This is a genomic window from Streptomyces sp. NPDC047000, assembly GCF_040644295.1.
Taxonomy (GTDB): Bacteria; Actinomycetota; Actinomycetes; order Streptomycetales; family Streptomycetaceae; genus Streptomyces.
Genome location: NZ_JBEYWE010000040.1, coordinates 6,545 through 32,798 on the forward strand (window position 1 = coordinate 6,545; position 26,254 = coordinate 32,798).

2 protein-coding genes (1 of these 2 only partly in view) are annotated in these 26,254 nt (G+C 75.4%); both read left to right on the forward strand.

Annotation, left to right across the window (positions count from 1 at the left end; all coding sequences use genetic code 11):
• Entirely contained in the window at positions 1-24,279 is a 24,279-nt protein-coding gene (locus ABZ862_RS35610) for a type I polyketide synthase (protein WP_360967797.1), read from the forward strand.
• Positions 24,272-26,254, forward strand: partial view of a type I polyketide synthase gene (locus ABZ862_RS35615; protein ID WP_360967800.1) — the beginning only. Its footprint extends 8,295 nt past the window's final position; 1,983 of the gene's 10,278 nt are visible here — the first part of the coding sequence; its start codon is at positions 24,272-24,274; the stop codon falls past the right edge of the window. The genes ABZ862_RS35610 and ABZ862_RS35615 overlap by 8 nt, the downstream gene beginning before the upstream one ends.

Consider the following 26,254-nt stretch of genomic DNA (forward strand, 5'->3'; position numbering starts at 1 on the left):
ATGTCGAATGAAGCGAGGCTTCGGGACTACCTCAAACGGCTCACCGTCGAGCTGGATGACGCCCGCCGCAAGATCACGCGGCTGGAGTCGAGGGACACCGAACCCATCGCCGTCGTCGGCATGAGCTGCCGCCTGCCCGGCGGTGTCCGCTCACCCGAGGACTTCTGGGACCTGCTGGTCTCCGGGACCGACGCCATCGGCGCGTGGCCCGGTGACCGCGGCTGGGATCTCGTGGCCGAGTCCGCCGAGGAGGCCGGGCGGCGGCGCGGCGGGTTCGTCGCCGACGCCGACCGGTTCGACGCCGCGCTGTTCGGGATCTCGCCCCGTGAGGCCCTCGCCATGGATCCGCAGCAGCGGCTGCTGCTGGAGGCCGTCTGGGAGGCCGTCGAGCGGGCCGGTATCGACCCCGGTGACCTGCGCGGCAGCCGCTCCGGCGTGTTCGTCGGGTGCAGCGACCAGGGGTACACCAGCGGGCTGCGCGAGGTGCCCGACGACGTGCGCGGGCACCTGCTGACCGGTACCTCCATGTCCGTCGTGTCCGGGCGCGTCGCCTACAGCCTCGGGCTCGAAGGCCCCGCGGTGACCGTCGACACGGCCTGCTCGTCGTCGCTCGTCGCGCTGCACCTGGCCGCGCAGTCGCTCCGCTCCGGTGAGTGCTCCCTCGCCCTCGTCGGCGGCGTCACCGTCATGTCCAGCCCCGGCGCCTTCATCGAGTTCGGGCAGCAGGGCGGCCTCGCCTCCGACGGGCGGTGCAAGGCCTTCTCCGACGACGCCGACGGCACCGGCTGGGCCGAGGGCGCCGGTGTCATCGTCGTCGAACGGCTCTCCGACGCACGGCGCAACGGGCATCACGTACTGGCCGTGGTGCGGGGCTCCGCCGTCAACCAGGACGGCGCCTCCAACGGGCTCACCGCCCCCAACGGCCCCTCCCAGCAGCGGGTCATCCTCGCCGCCCTCGCCAACGCCGGTGTTCCCGCCACCGAGATCGACGCCGTCGAGGCGCACGGCACCGGCACCGCCCTCGGCGACCCCATCGAGGCCCAGGCGCTGCTCGCCACCTACGGCCAAGGACGCGACGCCGAGCGGCCGTTGTGGCTCGGCTCCGCCAAGTCCAACATCGGGCACACCCAGGCCGCCGCCGGTGTCGTCGGTGTCATCAAGACCGTCCTCGCCCTGCGGCACGGTGTGCTGCCGCCCACCCTGCACGCCGAGCGGCCCTCCTCCCACGTCGACTGGGACGCGGGCGACGTCCGCCTCCTCACCGAGTCCGTCGCCTGGCCCGAGACCGACCGTCCGCGCCGCGCCGCCGTCTCCGCCTTCGGCGTCTCCGGCACCAACGCCCACGCCGTCATCGAGCAGGCTCCGGTGACCGAGCCCGCGGACATGCCGGTCCGTGCCGACGCGCCGCCGATCCCCTGGGTGCTGTCCGGCAACGACGAGTCCACCCTGCGCGAGCAGGCCGCCCGCCTCGCCGCCCACCTCGCCGACCACACCGACGCCGATGCCTACGACGTGGCGTGGTCCCTCGGCAGCGGGCGCGCGGCGCTCCCGTACCGGGCCGCCGTGGTCGGCGGCGGGCGCACCGAGCTGCTGAGCGGGCTCGCCGCGCTCGCGGAGGGGCGGGCCTCCGACCGCGTCGTCACCGGGACCGCCAAGGGAGAAGGCAAGGTCGCCTTCCTGTTCTCGGGGCAGGGGGCTCAGCGGCCCGGCATGGGAAGGGAGCTGTACGACACCCATCCCGTGTTCGCCGAAGCCTTCGACGCCGTGTGCGCCCACCTCGGCAGTGAGCTGCGCGAGGTCGTGTTCGGCGCGGACGCCGAGGAGTTGAACCGGACGGGGTGGACGCAGCCCGCGCTGTTCGCGGTCGAGGTCGCGCTGTTCCGGCTCGTGGAGTCGTGGGGTGTGCGGCCGGACTTCCTCGTCGGGCACTCGGTGGGTGAGCTGGCCGCCGCGCACGTCGCCGGGGTGCTGTCCCTGGAGGACGCCTGCCGACTGGTCGCCGCCCGCGGGCGGCTCATGCAGCAACTGCCGGACGGCGGAGCCATGTTCGCCGTCGAGGCCACCGAGGACGAGGTCACCCCGCTGCTGACGGCGGACGTCTCGGTCGCCGCCGTCAACGGGCCCCGCTCCGTGGTCGTCTCCGGTACCGAGGCGGCGGCCTCCGCCGTGGCGGCACAGCTCGCCGAGCTCGGGCGCCGCACCTCCCGGCTGCGGGTGTCCCACGCCTTCCACTCCCCGCTCATGGAACCGATGCTCGACGCGTTCCGCGCCGTCGCGGAGAGCGTCCAGTACGGCGAGCTGGGCATCCCCGTCGTGTCCAACGTGACCGGACAGGTCGCCGAGGAAGGGGAGTTGGCGTCCCCCGAGTACTGGGTGCGGCACGTCCGAGAGGCCGTCCGCTTCGCCGACGGGGTGCGCGCGCTCGCCGAGCAGGGCGTGACCCGGTTCGTCGAGATCGGACCCGACGGCACCCTCACCGCCCTCGCCGCGTCCTGCCTCACCGAGCGGGACGACGCCCTCTTCGTCCCGGCCCTGCGCAAGGACCGCCCCGAGGCCGAGAACCTCACCGCCGCCCTCGGCCGGCTGTACGTGCACGGCCGCGGCCCCGACTGGCAGGCCCTTCTGCCCGGCGCCCGCCGCGTCGACCTCCCGACCTACGCCTTCCGCCGCGACCGCTACTGGATCGAGCGCTCCTACGGCCCCGAGACCGCCGCCGGCACCACCCCCGCCGAGCGCGGCGGCCACCGCCACCGGGTGACCTGGACCCCCGTGACCGGCCTGCCCGGCGAGATACGGCTGACCGGGCGCTGGCTGCTGGTCACCCCCGCCGCCCTCGGCGACGACGGCTGGCACGGCGCCCTCACCCAGGCGCTCACCGCCCGCGCCACCGACGTCGTCACCGTGCCCTGCCCCGCCGACGCCGACCGCGCCACGCTCACCGCGCTGCTGGCGGAGGCGGCCGGGGACGCCCCCGTCGGGGGAGTGGTCTCGGCCCTCGCCCTCACCCCCGCAGAACGCGCCGGAACCCCGGCCGGCGTCCTCGCCACCGCCCTCCTCGTCCAGGCCCTCGGCGACGCCGCCGTCACCGCGCCCCTGTGGATTCTCACCCGGAACGCCGTCACCACCGGACGCGACGACCTGCCGCCCGACCTCGGCCAGGCCGGTGTCTGGGGCCTCGGCCGGGTGGCCGCCCTGGAACACCCCGACCGCTGGGGCGGCCTCCTCGACCTCCCCGCCGCCCTCGACCGCCGTACCGCGGCCCGGCTGGCCGCGCTGCTCTCCGGCACCGTCTCCGGTGAGGACCAGATCGCCCTGCGGCCGGGCGGCGCGGTCCTGGCCCGCCGCCTGACCCTGCCCCCCGTCACCGGCACACCCGCCGAGCCCTGGACGCCCACCGGAACGGTCCTGGTCACCGGCGGTACGGGAGCCCTCGGCGCCCGCGTCGCCCGCTGGGCCGCCGAACGGGGCGCCGAGCGCCTCGTCCTCACCAGCCGCCGGGGCCCGGAAGCGCCCGGAGCGGCCGAACTGGAGGCCGAGATCGCGGCCCTCGGCGCCCATGTGGTGCTCGCCGCCTGCGACATGACGGACCGTGAGGCCGTCCGGCGGCTGCTCGCCGCCTACCCCGTGGACGCCGTGGTGCACACCGCCGGTGTCCTCGAGGACGGCGTCCTCGACACCCTCACCGCCGAACAGTTCGACACCGTCGTACGGTCCAAGGTCGACGCCGCCCGCCACCTGGACGAGCTGACCCGCGACCGCGACCTCACGGCCTTCGTGCTCTTCTCCTCCTTCGCCGGCACCGTCGGCTCCGCGGGCCAGGCCGACTACGCCGCCGCCAACGCCATGCTCGACGCCCTCGCCGAGCGCCGCCGCGCCGAGGGACTGCCGGGCACCTCCCTCGCCTGGGGGCCGTGGGCGGGCGGTGGCATGGCCGCCGACTCCGCCTCCGAGAACCGCCAGCGCCGCGGCGGGATCAACCTCCTCGACCCGGCCACCGGCCTCGACCTGCTCGCCGCCGGCGTGGCCGCGCCCGACGCCGTCGCGTTCGTCGCCGACATCGACTGGCGCCGGTTCGGCCCCGCCTTCACCGCCGTACGTCCGAGCCCGCTGCTCGCCGAGCTGTACACCGCTCCGGCCGGGGCGACCGCTGCGGTGGGTGCGGCGGGCACGCTGGGGGACCGCCTCGCCGGTCTCACCGCCGAGGCCCGGCGCGCCGAACTGCTCGACACCGTGCGGGCGCGGGCGGCGGCGGTGCTGGGGTATGCGGGTGCGGAGTCGGTGCCCGCGGATCGGGCGTTCCGTGAGTTGGGTGTGGATTCGCTGATCGCGGTGGAGTTGCGGAACGTGCTGGGGGCCGAGTGCGGGGTGCGGTTGCCGGCGACGGTGGTGTTCGACCACCCGACACCCGCGGCGCTCGCGGCCTTCCTGGACACCGAGCTGGGTGGCGCGGTCGCGGAGACGGCCGCGGCGCCTGCGGTGCGTGCCCTCGACTCCGATCCGGTGGTGATCGTGGGGATGGCGTGCCGCTTCCCGGGTGGGGTGGAGTCCCCGGAGGGGCTGTGGGGGCTGCTGTCCGAGGGCCGCGACGGGATCGTCGGCTTCCCGACCGACCGCGGGTGGGACCTCGACCTGCTCAGCACGCCGGACGGCCCCTACACCAGTCACACCCGGGTGGGTGGGTTCCTGTCGGGTGTGGGGTCGTTCGATGCGGGGTTCTTCGGGGTGTCGCCGCGGGAGGCTTTGGCGATGGATCCGCAGCAGCGGTTGTTGCTGGAGGCGTCGTGGGAGGCGGTGGAGCGGGCGGGGGTGGATCCGCGGGTGTTGCGGGGGTCGCGGACGGGGGTGTTCGCGGGGACGAACGGTCAGGACTATCCGGCGTTGCTGTCGCTCGCGGAGGGTGACTTCGGGGGGTATGTGGGGACGGGGAACGCGGCGAGTGTGTTCTCGGGGCGGGTGTCGTACGTGCTGGGCCTGGAGGGTCCGGCGGTGACGGTGGACACGGCCTGCTCGTCGTCGCTCGTCGCGCTGCATCTGGCGGTGCAGTCGCTGCGTTCGGGGGAGTGTGATCTGGCGCTGGCGGGTGGTGTGACGGTGATGTCGACGCCGGGTGCGTTCGTGGAGTTCAGCAGGCAGGGGGGTCTTGCGGGGGACGGGCGGTGCAAGGCGTTCGCGGAGGGTGCGGACGGGACGGGGTGGGGTGAGGGTGTCGGGGTGCTGCTGGTGGAGCGGCTCTCGGATGCGCGGGCGAACGGTCACCCGGTGCTGGCGGTGGTGGCGGGGTCGGCGGTCAATCAGGACGGTGCGTCGAACGGTCTGACGGCGCCGAACGGTCCGTCGCAGCAGCGGGTGATCCGGGCTGCGTTGGCCAATGCGGGGCTCGCCCCGGGTGATGTGGATGTGGTGGAGGCGCACGGTACGGGGACGGCGTTGGGCGATCCGATCGAGGCGCAGGCGCTGCTGGCGACGTACGGGCAGGGGCGTGATGCGGACCGTCCGTTGTGGCTGGGGTCGGTGAAGTCGAACATCGGGCACACGCAGGCCGCCGCCGGTGTGGCGGGTGTGATCAAGATGGTGGAGGCGCTGCGCCACGGGGTCCTGCCCGCGACCCTGCATGTGGACGAGCCGTCGTCGCACGTGGACTGGGACGCGGGTGAGGTCCGGCTGCTGACGGGGGCGGTGGAGTGGCCCGACACCGGCGGGCGTCCGCGCCGCGCGGGGGTGTCCTCGTTCGGCCTGAGCGGGACGAACGCCCATGTCGTGCTGGAACAGGTGCCCGAGGAGACCTCGCCGGCGGAGTCTGCTGGGGTGCTGCCGGTGATCCCGTGGGTGGTGTCGGGCCAGGGGCCGGACGCCCTCCGTGCTCAGGCCGCACGCCTGCTCACCCACCTCCAGGACCACCCCCACCTCGACCCGGTGGCCGTCGGCCTGTCTCTGGCCACGAGCCGCACCGCCTTCGAGAACCGCACCGTGGTGCGCGGCACCGACCATGCGGAGCTGCTCGCCGGCCTGGCCGCCGTGGCCCGGGGCGAGACCCCGGCCGTCACTGCCGGCGAGGGCAGGCTGGCGTTCCTCTTCTCCGGTCAGGGTTCGCAGCGGCTGGGTATGGGGCGGGAGTTGTACGAGGCGTATCCGGTGTTCGCGGACGCCTTCGACGAGGTCTGCGCCCACCTCGACGCCGATCTGAAGGCGGTCGTCTTCGGCACGGACGCCGAGGAGTTGAACCGGACCGGGTGGACGCAGCCCGCGTTGTTCGCGATCGAGGTCGCGCTGTTCCGCCTCCTCGACTCATGGGGTGTGCGACCGGACTTCCTCGTCGGGCACAGCGTCGGCGAGCTGGCGGCGGCCCATGTCGCCGGGGTCCTCACCCTGCGGGATGCGTGCCGTCTCGTCTCGGCCCGTGGCCGTCTGATGCAGGAACTGCCGTCCGGTGGCGCGATGTTCGCTCTGGAGGCGACGGAGGAGGAGGTGGCGCCTCTCCTGACGGACGAGGTGTCGATCGCGGCGGTCAACGGCCCGCGTGCGGTGGTGGTGTCCGGCGTCGAGGCCGCGGCGGAGGCTGTCGCGGCGGAGATCGCCGTCCTCGGCCGCCGCACCACCCGCCTCCGCGTTTCCCACGCCTTCCACTCGCCGCTCATGGAGCCGATGCTCGCGGAGTTCCGGACGGTCGCCGAGAGCATCACCTACGACGAACCGCGCCTCCCGGTGATCTCGAACGTCACCGGACAGGTCGCCACCGCAGGCGAGTTGGCCTCACCGGACTACTGGGTCCGCCACGTCCGCGAGGCCGTCCGCTTCGCCGACGGAGTCAAGACGCTGGAGGAGCGCGGGGTCCGCCGCTTCCTGGAGCTCGGCCCCGACGGCACCCTCACCGCCCTCGCCGCCTCCACCGTCACCGACGCCGAGAACACCCTCCTCGCCCCCACCCTCCGCAAGGACCGCCCCGAACCCGAGGCCCTGCTCACCGCCCTCGCCAGGGCCTACACGCACGGCGTGGCCGTCGACTGGTCCGCTCTCTTCGCCGGCGCCGGCGCCGCCACCCGAATCGTCCAGCTGCCCACCTACGCCTTCCAACGCGAGCGCTACTGGCCCGAGATCGCACAGACCACCGCAACCACCGCCACCGCAACCACCGCCGCCAACCCCCTGGAAGCCGGTTTCTGGGAGGCCGTGGAGAGCGGTGACGCCCGTGACCTCGCCGAGGTCCTCGGCGTGGACGAGCGGGAACTCGACTCCGTCGTCCCGGCGTTGTCCGCCTGGCGGCGTGGCGCGGCCGAACGCACCCGCGTCGACGGCTGGCGTTACCGGGTCACCTGGGAGCCGGTCACCGTCCCGGCCGTCACCGGCGCTGACACCGACACCGCCCGCCGCCTGCTGCTCCAGCCCGATGGCAGCGACGAACTGCTCCCCGGTGTCGAGGAGTTCCTGCCGGGCATCGAGCGTGTCGCCTACGACCCGCAGGCCGACCGGGCCGCCCTGAACAGCGCCCTGTCCGCCGCGATCGGTGACGGCCCCGTCGCCGCCGTGCTCGCGCGTCCCGCCGACACGGCCACGGCCCTCACCCTCGTCCAGGCCCACGCCGACACCGGCCTCGCGGCCCCCCTCTGGCTGCTCACCCAGGGTGCTGTGGCCGCCGGAACGGCCACGGAAACCGTCGTGGACCCTGCCCAGGCGGCCGTCTGGGGCTTCGGACGCGTCGCCGCCCTGGAGCACCCCGATCGCTTCGGCGGCCTCCTCGACCTCCCCGCCCGCCCCGACCGCCGCGCCCTGACCACCCTCGCCGCGCTCGTCACCGACGGTTCGGAGGATCAGGTGGCGGTCCGTGGTGCCGATGCCTACGCCCGCCGTCTCGTCCACGCCACCCCGCCCGCCCCGACCGCCGCCACCGCGACCGGTGAGTGGCGGGCGCCGGCCCGGGTTCTGATCACCGGGGGTACCGGCGGCCTGGGCGGGCATCTGGCGCGCTGGCTGGTGGCCCGGGGTGCCACGCACCTGACCCTGACCAGCCGCCGTGGCCCGGCCGCCCCCGGCGCCGCCGACCTGGCCGCCGAGCTGGAGGCGCTGGGTGCCGAGGTCACGGTGGTGGCCTGTGACATGGCCGACCGTGACGCCGTGGCCGCCCTCCTCACCGTCCATCCCGCCGATGCGGTCTTCCACGCGGCGGGTGTCCTGGACGACGACCTGATCGGCAGCCTCACCCCGGCCCGTACCGCCGCCGTCCTGGCGGCGAAGGCGACGGCCGCCGACCACCTCGACGCCCTCACCCGGGACAGCGACCTGACCGCGTTCGTGGTCTTCTCCTCCATCGCCGGTGTCTGGGGCAGCGGGGGCCAGTCCGCCTACGCCGCCGCCAACGCCCACCTCGACGCCCTCGCCGAACGCCGCCGCGCCCGGGGCCGGGCCGCCACCGCCGTCGCCTGGGGACCCTGGGGCGAGAGCGGGATGGCCGCCGACGCGGACGCGCAGGCGTTGCTGCGCCGCCGTGGGCTGCGCCCGCTGGAGTCCCGGGCGGCGCTGACCGCCCTGGGCCGGGCCCTCGAACTGGACGACGCCGCAGTGGTCGTGGCCGATGTGGAGTGGGAGCGGTTCGCACCGGCCTTCACCACCGGGCGGCCCAGCCCCCTGCTGTCGGGCCTCCCGGAGGCCGCCGAGGCACTGAGCGGTGCCGGTATCGCCGAGGCCGGTGCCACGCGGGTCGCCTCCGCCCTGCACGACCGGCTCGCCGGGCTGCCGGCCGACGAACGCGACGCCGAACTCGTCGCCCTGGTCCGGCAGCACGCCGCCGCCGTCCTCGGGCACGCCGGTGCATCGGACGTCGCCGCCGGACGCACCTTCCGCGAGCTGGGCTTCGACTCCCTCACCGCCGTGGAACTGCGTGACGCGCTCACCGGCGCCACCGGCGTCCCGCTGCCCTCCACGCTCGTCTTCGACCACCCCACCCCGCAGGCCGTCGCCACCCGCCTGCGCGAGGAACTCTTCGGCACCGCGGAAGCCGTGCACGACACGGTCGGCACCGCCACCGTCACCGGCACCGACCCCGTCGTCATCGTCGGCATGGGCTGCCGGCTTCCCGGCGGGGTCGCCGGGCCCGAGGACCTGTGGCGGGTCGTCGCCGAGGGGCTCGACACCGTGTCCGGGTTCCCCGAGGACCGCGGCTGGGACCTCGACACCCTGCTCGCCGCCAGCGACACCCGCTCCGGCGGGTTCCTGCCGGAGGCGTCCGGCTTCGACGCGGCCTTCTTCGGGATCAGCCCCCGTGAGGCCCTCGCCATCGACCCGCAGCAGCGGCTGGTCCTGGAGACCTCCTGGGAGGCCCTGGAGCAGGGTGGCATCGACCCGACCGGCCTGAAGGGCACCCGTACCGGCGTCTTCGTCGGCGCCGGTGCCTCCGGCTACGGCTCCGGTCTGACCGAGGTGCCGGAAGGGCTCGGCGGGCATCTGCTGACGGGTGGCGCCGGAAGCGTCGTCTCCGGGCGGGTCTCGTACGCCCTCGGTCTGGAGGGCCCGGCGGTCACCGTCGACACCGCGTGCTCCTCCTCCCTCGTCGCCCTGCACCTCGCCGTGCAGTCGCTGCGCTCCGGGGAGTGCGATCTGGCGCTCGCCGGCGGTGTGACGGTCATGGCGAACCCCGGTGCGTTCGTCGAGTTCAGTCTCCAGGGCGGCCTCGCGCCCGACGGCCGCTGCAAGGCGTTCGGCGACGGTGCCGACGGGACCGGCTGGTCGGAGGGCGTCGGCGTGCTCGTCGTGGAGCGGCTGTCCGACGCGCGTCGGCACGGGCACCGGGTGCTCGCCGTCGTCCGCGGAACGGCCGTCAACCAGGACGGTGCCTCCAACGGGCTCACCGCGCCCAACGGACCCTCCCAGCAGCGGGTGATCCGGCAGGCCCTCGCCGCCGCCGGGCTCACCCCGGGCGACGTCGACGCCGTAGAGGCGCACGGCACCGGGACCGTCCTCGGCGACCCCATCGAGGCGCAGGCCGTCCTCGCGACCTACGGGCAGGACCGGCCCGACGGACGGCCGCTGTGGCTCGGCTCGGTCAAGTCGAACATCGGGCACACCCAGGCCGCCGCCGGTGCCGCCGGGATCATCAAGATGGTCCTCGCCCTCGAGGCCGGCGTCCTGCCCCGCACCCTGCACGCCGACACGCCCACCTCGCGCGTCGACTGGGACGCGGGCGGCGTACGGCTGCTCACCGAGCAGCGGGAGTGGCCGGACAGCGGCCGTCCGCGCCGCGCCGGTGTCTCCGCCTTCGGCGTCAGCGGCACCAACGCCCACGTCGTCATCGAGCAGGCACCGGCCACTGAAGCGCCCGCGCCCGCGACCGCACCCGTGCCCGTGACCGCGCCCGTCACGCCGTGGGTCCTCTCCGCCCGCAGCGCCGCCGCCCTGCGGGGCCAGGCCGCCCGCCTCCTCGCCCACGCCGAGGCGCACCCGGACCTCGCCCCCGCCGATGTCGCCCGTGCCCTCGTCACCACCCGCCCGGCGACCTTCGAGCACCGGGCCGTCGTGACCGGCACCGACCGGGCGGACCTCCTCCGCGCCCTGGCCGCCACCGCCGCCGGGGAGACCGGCGCCGGGAGCGTCACCGGCGACGCCCTCACCGAGGGCACCACCGCGTTCCTCTTCGCCGGTCAGGGCACCCAGCGCGCGGGCATGGGACGTGAGCTGTACGAGGCCTTCCCGGTCTACGCCGACGCCCTCGACGCCGTGTGCGCCCACTTCGACGGCCAGTTGGACCACCCGCTCCGCGCACTCCTCCTGAGCGAGAGCGAGGACGAGGACGGGAACGGTCTCCTCGACCGCACCGAGTACGCCCAGCCCGCCCTCTTCGCCCTCGAAGTCGCCCTGTACCGGCTCGTCGAGTCCTGGGGCCTGCGGCCCGACCACCTCCTCGGGCACTCCGTCGGTGAACTGGCCGCGGCACACGTGGCGGGCGTGTTCTCCCTCCCCGACGCCTGCCGTCTGGTCGCCGCCCGCGGCCGTCTGATGCAGCAACTCCCGCCCGGCGGGGCCATGGTGGCGCTCCAGGCCACCGAGGACGAGGTCCTGCCCCTGCTCGCCGGACGCGACGAGGAGATCGGCCTGGCCGCCCTCAACGGCCCCCGTTCCGTGGTGGTCGCGGGCGACGAGGACGCCGTGCTCTCCGTCGCCGCGTACTTCGCCGCCCAGGGCCGCAGGACGACCCGGCTGCGTGTCAGCCACGCCTTCCACTCGCCCCGTATGGAGCCGATGCTGGACGCCTTCCGGGCCGTCGCCGAGAGCGTCGTCTACGGCGAGCCGCGCATCCCTGTCGTCTCCGACATCACCGGCGAGCCCGCCACGGCCGCCGAACTCACCTCGCCCGCCTACTGGGTCCGCCATGTCCGGCAGGCGGTCCGTTTCGCCGACGGAGTCAGGACGCTGGAGGCCGCCGGCGTCACCCGCTACCTCGAACTCGGCCCGGACACCACCCTCACCGCCCTCACCCGGGGCTGCTGGGAGTCGTACGGCCACCTCGCCGTGTCCGCGCTGCCCGACCACCGCGACGAGCGTGACGGCCGGACCGAGCCCGCCGCCCTGGTCGCCGCCGTCGGCGCCCTGTTCACGCGCGGCGCCCCGGTCGACTGGCCGGCGCTCCTGGACTCGACCGGCCCCGGCGGAGACCGGGTCCCGCTCCCCACCTACGCGTTCCAGCACCGCTCCTACTGGCTCGAGACGCCCGCCACGGGCGCCCGCTCCGGCGACCCGGCCTCCGCCGGGCTCGTCGACGCCGGCCACCCCCTCCTCGCGGCGGTCGTCCCGCCCGCCGAGGGCGGCGAACTCGTCCTCACCGGACGGTTGTCGGCGCACGCCCAGCCCTGGCTCGACGGTCACCGCATCGCCGGCTCGGCCGTCGTACCGAGCACCGCGTTCCTCGAACTCGCCCTGCGTGCCGGGGAGTACGCGGGCTGCGCGTACGTCCGTGAACTCGTCCTGGAAGCCCCGCTGGTGCTGCCCGAGCGCGGCGGCGTCCACCTCCAGCTCAGGGTCGCGGAACCCGACGCGCTCGGCTCGCGCACCTTCGGGGTGTACGGCCGCGACGGCGACGCCGGCACCGGCGCCGCCTGGACCCGGCACGCCGGAGGCATCCTCAGCACCCGCGAACCCGCCTCCGCGGCAGCGGAGCCGGACTTCGGCACCTGGCCGCCACCGGGCGCCGAACCCCTCGGCACCGACGGCCTCTACGACCGTCTCGCCGCCGCAGGTCTCGACTACGGGCCCGTCTTCCGCGGCCTGCGCGCCGCCTGGCAGGCCCAGGAGCCGGACGGCACCGCCGCCGTCTACGCCGAGGTCGCCCTGCCCGAGGACGCCGCCGCCGACGCCGGACGTTTCGACCTGCACCCGGCGCTCCTCGACGCCGCCCTGCACCCGCTCGGCCTCGGTGCCCTCGACGGCTTCGGCGACGGACGCGTCCTGTTCTCCGTCACCGACGCCTCCCTCCACGCGACCGGCGCCACCACCCTCCGCGTCCGCCTCGCCCGCAGCGGCCCCGACACCCTCACCCTCCGGGCCGCCGACGCCGTCGGCGAGCCGGTTCTCACCGTCGGCGCCCTGCTGATGCGCCCGGTCGGCCCGGCACAGACGGCACCCCCGTCACCCGCCGAGCCCGCCACCGCCCCGGAGCCCGCCCGGGCCCCCGCCCGCCGTACCGCCGCCCGCACCCAGCCCCCCGGCAGCCTCCTCGAACGCCTCGCCCCCCGCCCCGCCGCCGACCGCACCCGCACCCTGCTCGCCACGGTGCGCGCCGAGGTCGCCGCCGTCCTCGGCCACGACGGCCCCGCCGACGTCGAACCGGCCCGCTCCTTCTCCGACCTGGGCTTCACCTCCCTCACCTCCGTCGAACTGCGCGACCGCCTCGGCACCGCCCTCGGTGTGGCCCTCCCGGCCACCCTGGTCTTCGACCACCCCACCCCGAACGCTCTCGCCCAGCACCTCGACGCCGACCTCTTCGGTACCGGCCCCTCCGGCACCGCGGCCGATCCCGCCGGCGCCCTCCCGCGCCCGGTGTCCACCGACGACGACCCGATCGTCATCGTCGGCATGGCCTGCCGCTACCCCGGCGGGGTCCGCACCCCCGAGGACCTGTGGGACCTCGTCGTCGCCGGAGCCGACGGCGTCTCCCCGCTGCCCACCGACCGCGACTGGCACCCCGAGACGCTGTACCACCCCGACCCCGACCACCCCGGCACCGTCTACACCCGCGAGGGCGGTTTCCTGCACGACGCCAGCCGCTTCGACCCGGCGTTCTTCACCATCTCGCCCCGCGAGGCCCTCGCCATGGACCCCCAGCAGCGGCTCCTCCTGGAGACGTCCTGGGAGGCCCTGGAGCGGGCCGGAGTCGACCCGGCCGCCGCCCGCGGCAGCCGTACCGGCGTCTTCGCGGGCGTCACCTACCAGGACTACGTCACGATCCTGGCCGCCGCCGAGGACAACGTCGAAGGCTACGTCGGCACCGGCAACTCGCCCAGCGTCCTGTCCGGCCGCATCTCCTACGCCCTCGGCCTCGAGGGACCGGCGGTCTCCGTGGACACCGCCTGCTCCTCCTCCCTCGTCGCCCTGCACCTCGCCGCCCAGGCACTGCGCCAGGGCGAGTGCTCGCTCGCCCTGGCGGGCGGTGTCACCGTGATGTCGACGCCGGGTTCGCTCATCGAGTTCAGCCGGCAGCGCGCTCTCGCCCCCGACGGCCGCTGCAAGCCGTTCTCCGCGGACGCCGACGGTGCCAGCTGGGCCGAGGGCGTCGGCATGCTCGTCCTCGAACGGCTCTCCGACGCCCGCCGCAACGGCCACCCCGTGCTGTCCGTGCTGCGCGCCAGCGCCCTCAACCAGGACGGCGCCTCCAACGGCCTCACCGCCCCCAGCGGACCCTCCCAGCAGCGGGTCATCCGGCAGGCCCTCGCCGCCGCCGGACTCACCCCGGCCGAGGTGGACGCCGTGGAGGCGCACGGCACCGGCACCACGCTCGGCGACCCCATCGAGGCGCAGGCCCTCATCGCCGTCTACGGCCAGGACCGGCCCGCGGACCGGCCGCTGTGGCTCGGCTCCCTGAAGTCCAACATCGGCCACAGCCAGGCCGCCGCGGGCGTCGGCGGCATCATCAAGATGGTCATGGCGATCCGCGAGGGCGTCCTGCCGCGCACCCTCCACGCCGACACGCCCACCCCGCACGTCGACTGGAGCGCGGGCGACGTCAGGCTGCTGACCGAGCAGCGGGAGTGGCCCGAGACCGGCCGCCCGCGCCGCGCCGGTGTCTCCTCGTTCGGCATGAGCGGCACCAACGCCCACGTCATCGTCGAGCAGGCACCCGAGACCACCGCCGCCGCCGCGGAGACCCCGGCGGACGGACCGGTCTTCGCCACCGGACTCCCCGTGGCGCCGACCCTCCTGTCCGGCCGTACCGAGGCCGCCCTGCGCGACCAGGCCGCCCGGCTGCGCGCCCACCTCCTCACCCACCCGGACACCGCGCTCACCGCCGTCGCCCACGCCCAGGCCACCACCCGCCCCGCGTTCGAGTACCGTGCCGCCGTCCTCGCCGACGGCCGGGAGACCCTGGACGAGGCGCTCGCCGCGCTGGCCGCCGACGGCCGGGACACCGTCCTCCCCGCAGTGATCACCGCGGTCACCGCCGCCACCCCCGCCGAACCCGTCCTGGTCTTCCCCGGCCAGGGCGCCCAGTGGACCGGCATGGCCCGCGAACTCCTCGCCCAGTCACCGGTGTTCGCCGCACTCGTCGCCGACTGCGAACACGCCCTCGCACCCTGGGTGGACTGGTCGCTGATCGCCGTCCTGCGCGGCGACGAGGACGCCGCCGACCTCGGCCGGGTCGACGTCGTCCAGCCCGCACTGTGGGCGGTCATGATCGCCCTCGCCGGACTGTGGCGCTCCCTCGGCGTCGTCCCGGCGGCCGTCGTCGGGCACTCCCAGGGCGAGATCGCCGCCGCCTGCGTCGCCGGGGCACTGTCCCTCGACGACGGCGCCCGCGTCGTCGCCCTGCGCAGCCGCGCCATCACCCGGATCGCCGGGACCGGCGGCATGATGTCCGTGCCGCTCACCGCCGACGAGACCCGCGCCCGGATGGCCCCGTGGGACGACCGGCTCGCGATCGCCGCCGTCAACGGGCCCGCCTCCGTGGTCGTCTCGGGCGACGCCGACGCCCTCGACGAACTGTTCACCGTCCTCACCGGGGACGGCGTCCGCGCCCGCAAGGTCGCCGTCGACTACGGCTCCCACTCCCCGCAGGTCGAGCCCCTCCGCGCCACCGTCCTCGACGCCCTCGCCGGCATCGCACCGCGCGCCGCCGAGATCCCGTTCCGCTCCTCCCTCACCGGCGACTGGCAGGACACCACCGGCCTCGACCCCGAGTACTGGTACACCAACCTCCGTGAGACCGTCCGCTTCGAGGAGGCCGTACGCGGGCTCGTCGCCGAGGGACACCGCACGTTCATCGAGGTCGGCCCGCACCCCGTGCTCGCCGTCGGCCTGCGCGAGACCCTCGACGCCACCCGCGGCGACGGCGTCGTCCTCGGCTCGCTGCGCCGCGACAAGGGCGGCCTCGACCAGTTCCTCACCTCCGTCGCCGAGGCCCACGTCCAGGGCGTCGCCGTCGACTGGGCGGCCGTCTTCGCCGGGACCGGCTCCCGGCCCGCCGACGTGCCGACCTACCCGTTCCAGGAGCAGCGGTACTGGCCGAACGTACGGCAGCCGGGGGACACCGGGGCCGACACCGCCGCCGACCCCGCCGAGGCCCGCTTCTGGGAGACCGTCGAGCAGGGCGACCCGGGCGCCCTCGCCGACGCCCTCGACCTGAGCGCCGACGCCCCGCTGAGCGCCGTACTCCCGGCACTGGCCGACTGGCGGCGCGCGAGCCGGGCCCGCTCCGTCACCGAGTCCTGGCGCTACGGCGTCGGCTGGACCGCGCTCACCGGCAGCGCCGCGGGCACCCTGTCCGGCACCTGGCTCCTCGTCGCGCCCGCCGGCGACGCGTACGACGCCGCCGTGACCGCCGTACGGCAGGCCCTGACCGGCGGCGGCGCCCGCGACGTACGGCTGGTCACCGTCCCCGACGGGACCGCCGACCGCGCCACGCTCGCCGGACTGCTGACGGCGGACACCGGCGAGGTGACCGGGATCCTCTCCCTCCTCGCCCTCGACGAGCGCCCCCACCCCGGCCACCCCGCCCTCCCGCAGGGCCTCGCCGGCACCCTCGCCCTTGTCCAGGCCCTCGGCGACGTGGCACTCGACGCCCCGCTGTGGTGCGCCACGCGCGGCGCGGTCGCCGTCACCGCATCGGAGACCGTCACCGCGCCCGAGCAGGCGCTGACCTGGGGATTCGGCCGGGTCGCCGCCCTCGAACACGCCGAACGCTGGGGCGGCCTCATCGACCTCCCCGCCGACCTCGACACCTGGGGCGACACCCGAACAGGCACCCGCACCGGCATCCGTACCGCCACCCGCCTGGCCGCCGTGCTCGGCGACCCGGACGGCGAGGACCAGATCGCGCTGCGCCCCTCCGGCGCCTACGCCCGCCGCCTCGTCCACGCCCCCGCACCCCTGACCGCAGGCACCACCGGCACGGCCGGATGGCGGCCGCGCGGCACCGTCCTCGTCACCGGCGGCACCGGCGCCCTCGGCGCCCATGTCGCCCGCTGGCTGGTCGGCCGCGGCGCCACCCACCTCGTACTCGCCGGACGCCGCGGCGCCGACGCACCCGGCGCCACCGACCTGCGCGACGAACTCACCGCACTCGGCGCCCACGTCACCCTCGCCGCCTGCGACGTCGCCGACCGGGACGCGCTCGCGGACCTTCTCGCCGCGATACCCGACGACCACCCCGGCCACCCCCTGGACGCCGTGTTCCACGCCGCGGGCTCCCTCGACGACGGGGTGATCGACTCCCTCACCGCCGACCGCATGGCCCCCGTCCTGCACGGCAAGGCCACCGCCGCCCGCCACCTCCACGACCTCACCCGCGGCCTCGACCTGTCGGCGTTCGTCCTGTTCTCCTCCACGGCGGGCGTCCTCGGCGGCGCCGGCCTCGGCAACTACGCCCCCGGCAACGCCTACCTGGACGCCCTCGCCCACCACCGGCGCGCCCAGGGCCTGCCCGCCACCGCCGTCTCCTGGGGCCTGTGGGCCGACGGCGGCATGGTCGGCGACGCCGCCGGGGACCGTATGCGCCGCTACGGCGTCCACCCCATGGACACCGCGTCCGCCTGTGAGGCCCTCGGCCGCGCCCTCGACGCCGACGACACCGCCGTCACCGTCACCGACCTGCGCTGGGACACCTACGCCCTGGCCTTCACCGGGCCCCGCCCAAGCCGCCTCCTCGACGAACTCCCCGAAGCCCGCCGCGCCTTGGACGCCGTCCGCGCCCAGCGGACCGACACGGCGGGCACCGACACCGACGCGTCCGCCCTGCCCGCCCGGCTCGCGCAGCTCCCCGAGTACGAGCGCGCGGACGCCGTCCTCGACGTCGTCCGCTCCTACGTCGCGAAGGTCCTCGGCTACCCGTCGCCCGCGGACGTCGAACCGGGCCGCCCCTTCACCGACCTGGGCATCGACTCGCTCAGCGCCGTCGAACTGCGCAACGGCATGAACCGCGTCACCGGCCTCAGACTGCCCGCCACCCTGGTCTTCGACCACCCGACCTGCGACGCCCTCGCCGCCCACCTGCTCACCGAGCTCGCGGGGGTACCGCAGCCGGCCGCCGGGACGCCCGTGCCCGTCGCCGCGCCGCGCGACGACGAGCCGATCGCCGTCGTCGCCATGGGCTGCCGCTTCCCCGGCGAGGTCCGGACCCCCGAACAGCTGTGGACCATGCTGCTCGACGGCGCCGAAGGACTCGTCCCGTTCCCCGAGGACCGCGGCTGGGACCTCGACGCGCTCCACGACCCCGGACCCGGCCGATCCGGCCGCGTCTCCACCCGCACCGGCGGCTTCATCGGTGATGCCAGCGCCTTCGACCCGGCGTTCTTCAACATCTCACCGCGCGAGGCCGTCGCCATGGACCCGCAGCAGCGGCTGCTGCTGGAGATGTCCTGGGAGGCGTTCGAGCGGGCCGGTATCGACCCGAAGACCCTGAAGGGCAGCCGCACCGGCGTGTTCGCGGGCACCAACGGCCAGGACTACACCGGCATGCTGGCCGCCTCCGGCGAGGACTTCGAGGGCTACATGCTCACCGGCAACGCCGCCAGCGTCGTCTCCGGCCGCCTCTCCTACACCTTCGGCCTGGAGGGCCCGGCGGTCACGGTCGACACGGCCTGCTCGGCGTCCCTCGTGGCACTGCACCTGGCGGTACGGTCGCTGCGCTCGGGCGAGTGCGACCTGGCGCTGGCCGGCGGCGTGACCGTCATGGCCTCGCCCGGCCTGTTCGTCGACTTCAGCCGCCAGGGCGGCCTGTCGGGCGACGGCCGCTGCAAGGCGTTCGCCGACGCGGCCGACGGCACCGGCTTCTCGGAGGGCGGCGGCATCCTGCTCGTCGAGCGGCTCTCCGACGCCCGCCGCAACGGGCACCCGGTGCTGGCCGTGGTCCGCGGCTCGGCCGTCAACCAGGACGGTGCCTCCAACGGCCTCAGCGCCCCCAGCGGACCCGCACAGCAGCGCGTCATCCGCGCCGCGCTGGCCGACGCCGGGCTCTCCGCGCGGGACGTGGACGCCGTCGAGGCACACGGCACCGGTACGACGCTCGGCGACCCGATCGAGGCACAGGCGGTCCTCGCGACCTACGGCCGGGAGCGCCCCGCCGACCGGCCGCTGTGGCTCGGCTCCGTGAAGTCCAACATCGGCCACACCCAGGCCGGTGCGGGTGTCGCGGGCGTGATCAAGATGGTCCTGGCGCTGCGCAACGGGATCCTGCCCAGGACCCTGCACGTCGACCGGCCCTCCACCCACGTCGACTGGGAGGCGGGCGAGGTACGGCTGCTCACCGACGCCGTCGACTGGCCCGCCGGCGGCGACCACCTCCGCCGCGCCGGCATCTCGTCCTTCGGCATCAGCGGCACCAACGCGCACATCATCGTCGAGGCGGCGGAGGAACCCGCCGGAGCGACCGGCGAACCCATGGACGCACCCGCCCTTCCCACGGGCCCGCTGCCCTACGTGGTCACCGCCCGCAGCCGGGCCGCCCTCGCCGCACAGGCGACCGCCCTGCTCGCCCACCTCGACCGGCAGCCGCAGGACGACCGCAACCCCGCCGACCTGGCCCTCTCCCTCGCCGCGCACCGCGCCGTCTTCGAGCACCGCGCGGTCGTCCTCGCCGACGACCACGACACCCTCGTACAGGGCCTGCGTGCCCTGGCCGACGACCGGCCGGACCCCGCCACCGTCCCCACCGGCTCCGCCCGGGGCGAGGGCAGGCTGGCGTTCCTCTTCTCGGGGCAGGGTTCGCAGCGGCTGGGTATGGGGCGGGAGTTGTACGAGGCGTATCCGGTGTTCGCGGACGCCTTCGACGAGGTCTGCGCCCGCCTGGACGGAGACCTGAAGTCGGTCGTCTTCGGCACGGACGCCGAGGAGCTGAACCGGACCGGGTGGACGCAGCCCGCGCTGTTCGCGATCGAGGTCGCGCTGTTCCGGCTCGTCGAGTCGTGGGGTGTGCGGCCGGACTTCCTCGTCGGGCACTCGGTGGGCGAGCTGGCCGCCGCGCACGTGGCCGGGGTGTTGTCCCTGGACGACGCCTGCCGTCTCGTCTCCGCCCGTGGCCGTCTGATGCAGGAACTCCCGTCCGGCGGAGCGATGTTCGCCCTGGAGGCCACCGAGGACGAGGTGAAGCCTCTCCTCACGGACGACGTGTCGGTCGCGGCGGTCAACGGTCCGCGCGCCGTGGTCGTCTCCGGTACCGAGGCCGCCGCGGAGGCGGTTGCGGCGGAGATCGCCGCCCTCGGGCGCCGCACCACCCGCCTCCGCGTCTCGCACGCCTTCCACTCCCCGCTCATGGAACCGATGCTCGCCGACTTCCGCACCGTCGCCGAGAGCATCACTTACGGCAGGCCCCGTATGGCGGTCGTCTCCAACGTCTCCGGACAGGTCGCCGCCGCAGGGGAACTGGAGTCCCCCGAGTACTGGGTCCGCCACGTCCGCGAGGCCGTCCGGTTCGCCGACGGGATCCGGGCGCTGGAGGAGCGCGGTGTCCGCCGCTTCCTGGAGCTCGGCCCCGACGGCACCCTCACCGCCCTCGCCGCCTCCGTGGTGGCCGACGGCGAGAACGCGACGCTCGTCCCCGTCCTCCGCAAGGACCGCCCCGAGCCCGAGGCCCTGCTCGGCGGACTCGCCCAGGCGTTCGTGAAGGGCGTCGACATCGACTGGGCCCGCCTCTTCGACGGCACCGGGGCCCGCACCACCGAGCTGCCGACGTACCCCTTCCAGCGGCAGCGCTTCTGGCCCCGGCCGCCCCGGCTGCTCGGCGACGTCGGCTCGGCCGGGCTCGGCAGCGCCGCGCACCCGCTGCTCGGTGCCGAGATCGCGCCCGCCGGGACCGACCAGCGGCTCTTCACCGGCCGCCTCTCGCTGCGCGGCCAGGCCTGGCTCGCCGACCACGCGCTCACCAGCACCGCCCTCTTCCCGGCCACCGGCTTCCTCGACCTGGCCCTGCACGTCGCCGACCAGGTCGGCTGCGACCGGGTGGAGGAGCTGACCATCCTCAGCCCGCTCCCGCTGCCCGGACACGGCGCCGTACAGCTCCAGTTGCACGTGGCGGAGCCCGACGCGACCGGCGCCCGCCCGCTCTCCGTGCACGCCCGTCCCGAGCCCGCCGACGACAGCGACGCCGACAGCCGGCCGTGGGTCCTGCACGCGTCCGGTCTGCTCACCAGCGGTGGCGAGGCGCCGCAGGAGTCCTACGACTTCGCCGTCTGGCCCCCGGACGGCGCCGCCGAGGTGCCGCTCGACGGCTTCTACGACCGTTTCGCCGAGCGCGGCCACCTCTACGGACCGCTCTTCCAGGGCCTGAAGTCGGTGTGGACGCGAGGCGAGGAGGTGTTCGCCGAGGTCGCGCTGCCCGAGGACGCCGACCCGGCCGCCGGTGCCTTCGACCTGCACCCCGCGCTGCTGGACGCCGCCCTGCACGCGGTGATGTTCGTGCCGATGAAGGACGCGGGACGGCTGCCGTTCTCCTGGAACGGCGTCCACCTCACCGCGTCCGGCGCCGACACCCTGCGGGTGCGGATGGTCCAGGAGGGCGAGGAGTCGGTGAGCCTGGCGCTAGCCGACCCGTCCGGCCGGACCGTCGCCACCGTCGGCTCGCTCACCTTCCGCGAACTCACCGGCGACGTCGCCGGATCGACGATCGGCGCCGCCCGCCAGGAGGGCCTGTACGAGCTGGACTGGACGCCGGTCACGGTGGACACGTCCAGGGCCGCCGCCCAGGACGTGTGCCTGATCGGCGGTGCCGAGGCCGACCGGCTGGCGGCCCAGTGGGAGCGCGCGGGTGTGAAGGCGACGGTGCACGCCGACCTGGCCGCCCTCGCCGCCTCCGGGGCCGGGATCCCGGAGACCGTGCTCCTGGCCCTGCCGGTCACGGAGGCCGGAGCCGACCTGGCGGAGGCGGCCCGCCGCACCGCCCACACCACCCTGGCCCTCGTCCAGGAATGGCTCGACGAGCCTCTCTTCGCGCACGCCCGGCTGGCCGTCGTCACCCGGGACGCCATGCGGGTCTCGGTCCGTCCCGCCGACCCGGCGCAGGCCACCGTCTGGGGCCTGGTCCGCGCGGCCCGCTCCGAGAACCCCGGCCGGTTCCTCCTCGCCGACCTCGACACCGACCCGGCCTCCGCCGCCGTACTGCCCGCCGCGCTCGCCACCGGCAGTCTCGAACTCGCCGTCAGGGAAGGCGCGGTGACCGCCCCGCGGATCGTGCCGCTCGACCCGCGGCGGGCACTCGCCGAACCCGCGGGGACGGCGGCCTGGCGGCTCGGGGTCGAGGAGCGCGGCACGCTGGAGAGCCTGCGGCTGGCCGAGTGCCCCGACGCCACCGCGCCGCTCGCGCCCCGCGAGGTCCGTATCTCGATGCGCGCCGCGGGCGTCAACTTCCGCGACGTGCTCACCGCGCTCGGCATGTACCCGGGCGACGCCACCGCGATCGGCCTCGAAGGCGCCGGCGTCATCACCGAAGTCGGATCCGAGGTGTGTGAGTTCACGCCCGGTGACCGGGTGACGGGCATGTTCGCCGGGGCGTTCGGCCCGCTCGCCGTCGCCGACGAGCGGATGGTCGTCCGCATCCCGCGCGGCTGGAGCTTCGCCCAGGCCGCCACCGTGCCCATCGCCTACCTCACCGCCTACTACGGCCTCGTCGACCTCGGCGGGCTGCACCCCGGCCAGTCCGTGCTGGTGCACGCCGCCGCCGGCGGGGTCGGCACCGCCGCCCTGCACCTCGCCCGCCACCTCGGCGCCGAGGTCTACGGCACCGCGAGCCCCGGCAAGTGGGACGCGCTGCGCGCGGCGGGCCTCGACGACGCCCACCTCGCCTCGTCCCGCGACCTCGGCTTCGGGAAACTGTTCCTGGAGGCCACCGGCGGACGCGGCGTGGACGTCGTACTCGACTCGCTGGCCCGGGAGTTCGTGGACGCCTCGCTGCGGCTGCTGCCGCGCGGCGGACGCTTCCTGGAGATGGGCAAGACCGACGTCCGCGACCCCGCACAGGTCGCCGCCGACCACCCGGGCGTCGCCTACCAGGCGTTCGACCTCGTCGAGGCCGGCCCCGACCGCATCGGCGCGATCCTGCGCGAGCTGCTCGCCCTGTTCGAGGCGGGCGCGCTGCCGCCGCTGCCGCTGACCGTGTTCGACGTGCGGCGCGCGCCCGACGCGTTCCGCCACCTCAGCCAGGCCCGCCACATCGGCAAGGTCGTCCTCACGATGCCGGTCGCCGTCGACCCCGACGGCACCGTCCTGATCACCGGCGGCACCGGCGGCCTCGGCCGCATCACCGCCCGCCACCTGGTCGCCGAGCACGGCGTACGCCACCTGGTGCTCGCGGGCCGCAAGGGACCGGACGCGCCCGGCGCCGCCGAACTCCAGGCGGAGCTGACCGGGCTGGGCGCCGAGGTCACCGTCGCCGCCTGCGACGTCGCCGACCGGGACGCGCTCGCCGCGCTGCTCGCCGCCGTACCCGACGCGCATCCGCTGACCGCCGTCATCCACACGGCGGGTGTCCTCGCGGACGGCGTGATCTCCTCCATGACCCCCGAACGCGTCGACGCCTCCCTGCGGCCCAAGGCCGACGCCGTGACCGCCCTGCACGAGCTGACCCGCGACCTGGACCTCGCCCGGTTCGTGGTGTTCTCCTCCGTCGCCGGCACCTTCGGCGGCGCCGGACAGGCCAACTACTCGGCCGCCAACGCCTTCCTGGACGCCTTCGCCCACCACCGCCGCGACCTCGGCCTGCCCGCCACCACGCTCGCCTGGGGCACCTGGCTGCCCGAGGCGGGCATGACCGGCGAACTCGGCCAGGCCGACCGCGACCGGCACGCCAGGACCGGCATGGTCCCGCTCGACGCCGCCCTCGGCATGCGGCTGCTCGACACGGGCCCGGCCACCGACCGCGCCGTACTGCTGCCCATGGACCTCGACCACACCGCCCTGCGCGAGCACGCCGACGTCCTGCCGCCGCTGCTGCGCGGCATGGTCAAGGCCCCCGCCCGCCGCCGCGCCGAGACCACCACCACCGCCACCGGCGGCGCCGGCGCGATGCAGACCCTCGCCGAGCGGCTGGCCCCGCTGGCCGCCGCCGACCGCGAACTGCTGCTGCTCGACGCGGTCGCCGAACAGGCCGCGGCCGTCCTCGGCCACGCCTCCGCCGACCTCGTCGAGCCCGACCAGACCTTCAAGGAACTCGGCTTCGACTCGCTCACCGCGGTCGAACTCCGCAACCGTCTCGGCGCCGTCACCGCACTGCGGCTCCCGGCGACCCTCGTCTTCGACTACCCGACGCCCACCGCCCTGGTCCGCCATCTGCTCACCGGCCTCGACCTGCCCGACGCCCCCGGCGGCGCCCAGGCCCTGCTGGCCGAGCTGGACCGGCTGGACGCCGCCCTCGGCGGCACGGACCTCACCACCGGCGTCGACGCCGACGACCACGCCCGCGTCACCGAACGGCTGCGGGACCTGCTGACCCGCTGGTCGGGCGAGCAGGTCACCGTCACCGCGGCGGCCGAGGCCGCCGCCGAGGGCGACGACGGAGAACTGGACGCGGTGGAGACCGCCGACGAGCTGTTCGACCTCATCGACAGGGAGCTGGGCACGCTGCCCGGCCCGGGTCAAGGAAGTGACACACGTGGCTGACGCCGGCAACGACAGCAAGTACGTCGAATACCTCAAGCGGGTGACGGCGGAGCTGCGGCAGACCCGCCGCCAGCTCCAGGACGTCGAGGACCGGCAGCGCGAACCCATCGCCGTCGTCGCGATGAGCTGCCGCTTCCCCGGCTCGGTCGGCACCCCCGAAGACCTGTGGCGCCTCGTCGACGAGGGCGGCGACGCCATCGGACCGCTGCCCGACGACCGCGGCTGGGACATCGAGGACCGCTTCGACCCCGACCCGGACAAGCCCGGCACCTTCTCCACCCGCGAGGGCGGCTATCTGCGCGAGGCCGCCGCCTTCGACGCCGCCTTCTTCGGGATGAGCCCCCGCGAGGCCCTCGCCACCGACCCCCAGCAGCGGCTGCTCCTGGAGGCGTCCTGGGAGCTGCTGGAGCGGGCCGGCATCCCGCCCGCCGCACTGCGCGGCAGCGCCACCGGCGTCTTCGTCGGCGCCGCCGGCTCCGGCTACGGCCAGGGACCGGTCGAGGTGCCCGAGGACGTGCACGGGCTGATGCTCGCGGGCAACGCCACCTCCGTCGCCTCCGGCCGCATCTCCTACGTCCTCGGCCTCGAAGGCCCCACCGTCACCGTCGACACCGCCTGCTCCTCCAGCCTCGTCGCCCTGCACTGGGCCGTACAGGCCCTGAGGTCCGGCGAGTGCGACCTCGCGATGGCGGGCGGCGTCGCCGTCATGGCCACCCCCGGGCTGCTCTTCGAGTTCAGCCGGCAGCGCGGCCTCGCCCCCGACGGCCGCTGCAAGGCGTTCTCCGACGACGCCGACGGCACCGGCTGGTCCGAGGGCGTCGGCATGCTGCTCGTCGAGCGGCTCTCCGACGCCCGGCGCAACGGCCACCCCGTCCTCGCCGTCGTACGCGGCTCCGCCGTCAACTCCGACGGCGCCTCCAACGGCCTCACCGCGCCCAACGGCCCCGCCCAGCAGCGCGTCATCGAACAGGCCCTCGCGAGCGCCGGGCTCACCGCCGCCGACGTCGACGCCGTCGACGCCCACGGCACCGGCACCTCCCTCGGCGACCCCATCGAGGCCCAGGCCCTCCTCGCCACCTACGGCCAGGCCCACACCGCCGACAACCCGCTGCTGCTCGGCTCCCTGAAGTCCAACCTCGGCCACACCCAGGCGGCGGCCGGTGTCGCCAGCGTCATCAAGACGGTCATGGCGCTGCGGCACGGCCGGCTGCCCCGCACCCTGCACGTCAGCGAACCGTCCACCCACGTCGACTGGTCGGCGGGCCACGTCCGGCTGCTCACCGAGCCCGCCGAGTGGCCCGCGACGGGCGACCGCCCCCGCCGGGCCGCCGTCTCGTCGTTCGGCATCAGCGGCACCAACGCCCATACGATCCTGGAGTCGGCGCCCGCCGAAGAGCCGGTCGGCACGGCTCCGGAGGCGCCGGAGGAGGCACCCGCCGCCGCACCGGCGACCGCCCCCGGGACAGTCCCCTGGATCGTCTCCGCCCGCAGCGCCGCCGCCCTGCGCGGCCAGGCCGCCCGGCTCGCCGCCGACCCCGGCGCCGCGGCGGCCGACCCCGCCGCCGTGGCCCGCGCCCTCCTCACCACCCGCCAGCTGTTCGAGCACCGCGCGGTCGTCCTCGCCGAGGACCGCACGGCCGCGCTGAGCGGACTCGCGGAGGCCGAGGACGGAGCGTCCGTACCGGACGTCGTCACCGGCCGGGCCCTGCGCGGCGCCACCGCCTTCCTGTTCTCCGGCCAGGGCGCCCAACGCCCCGGCATGGGAAGGGAGCTGTACGAGACCTTCCCCGCGTTCGCCGCCGCCTTCGACGAGATCGGCACCCACCTCGACACCGAACTGGGCCGCTCTCTCAAGGACCTGGTGTTCAAGGCGGCCGACCCGGGCGCCCTCGACCGCACCGACCTCACCCAGCCCGCCCTCTTCGCCGTAGAGGTCGCCCTGTACCGCCTGCTGGAGTCGTGGGGCGTCAAGCCC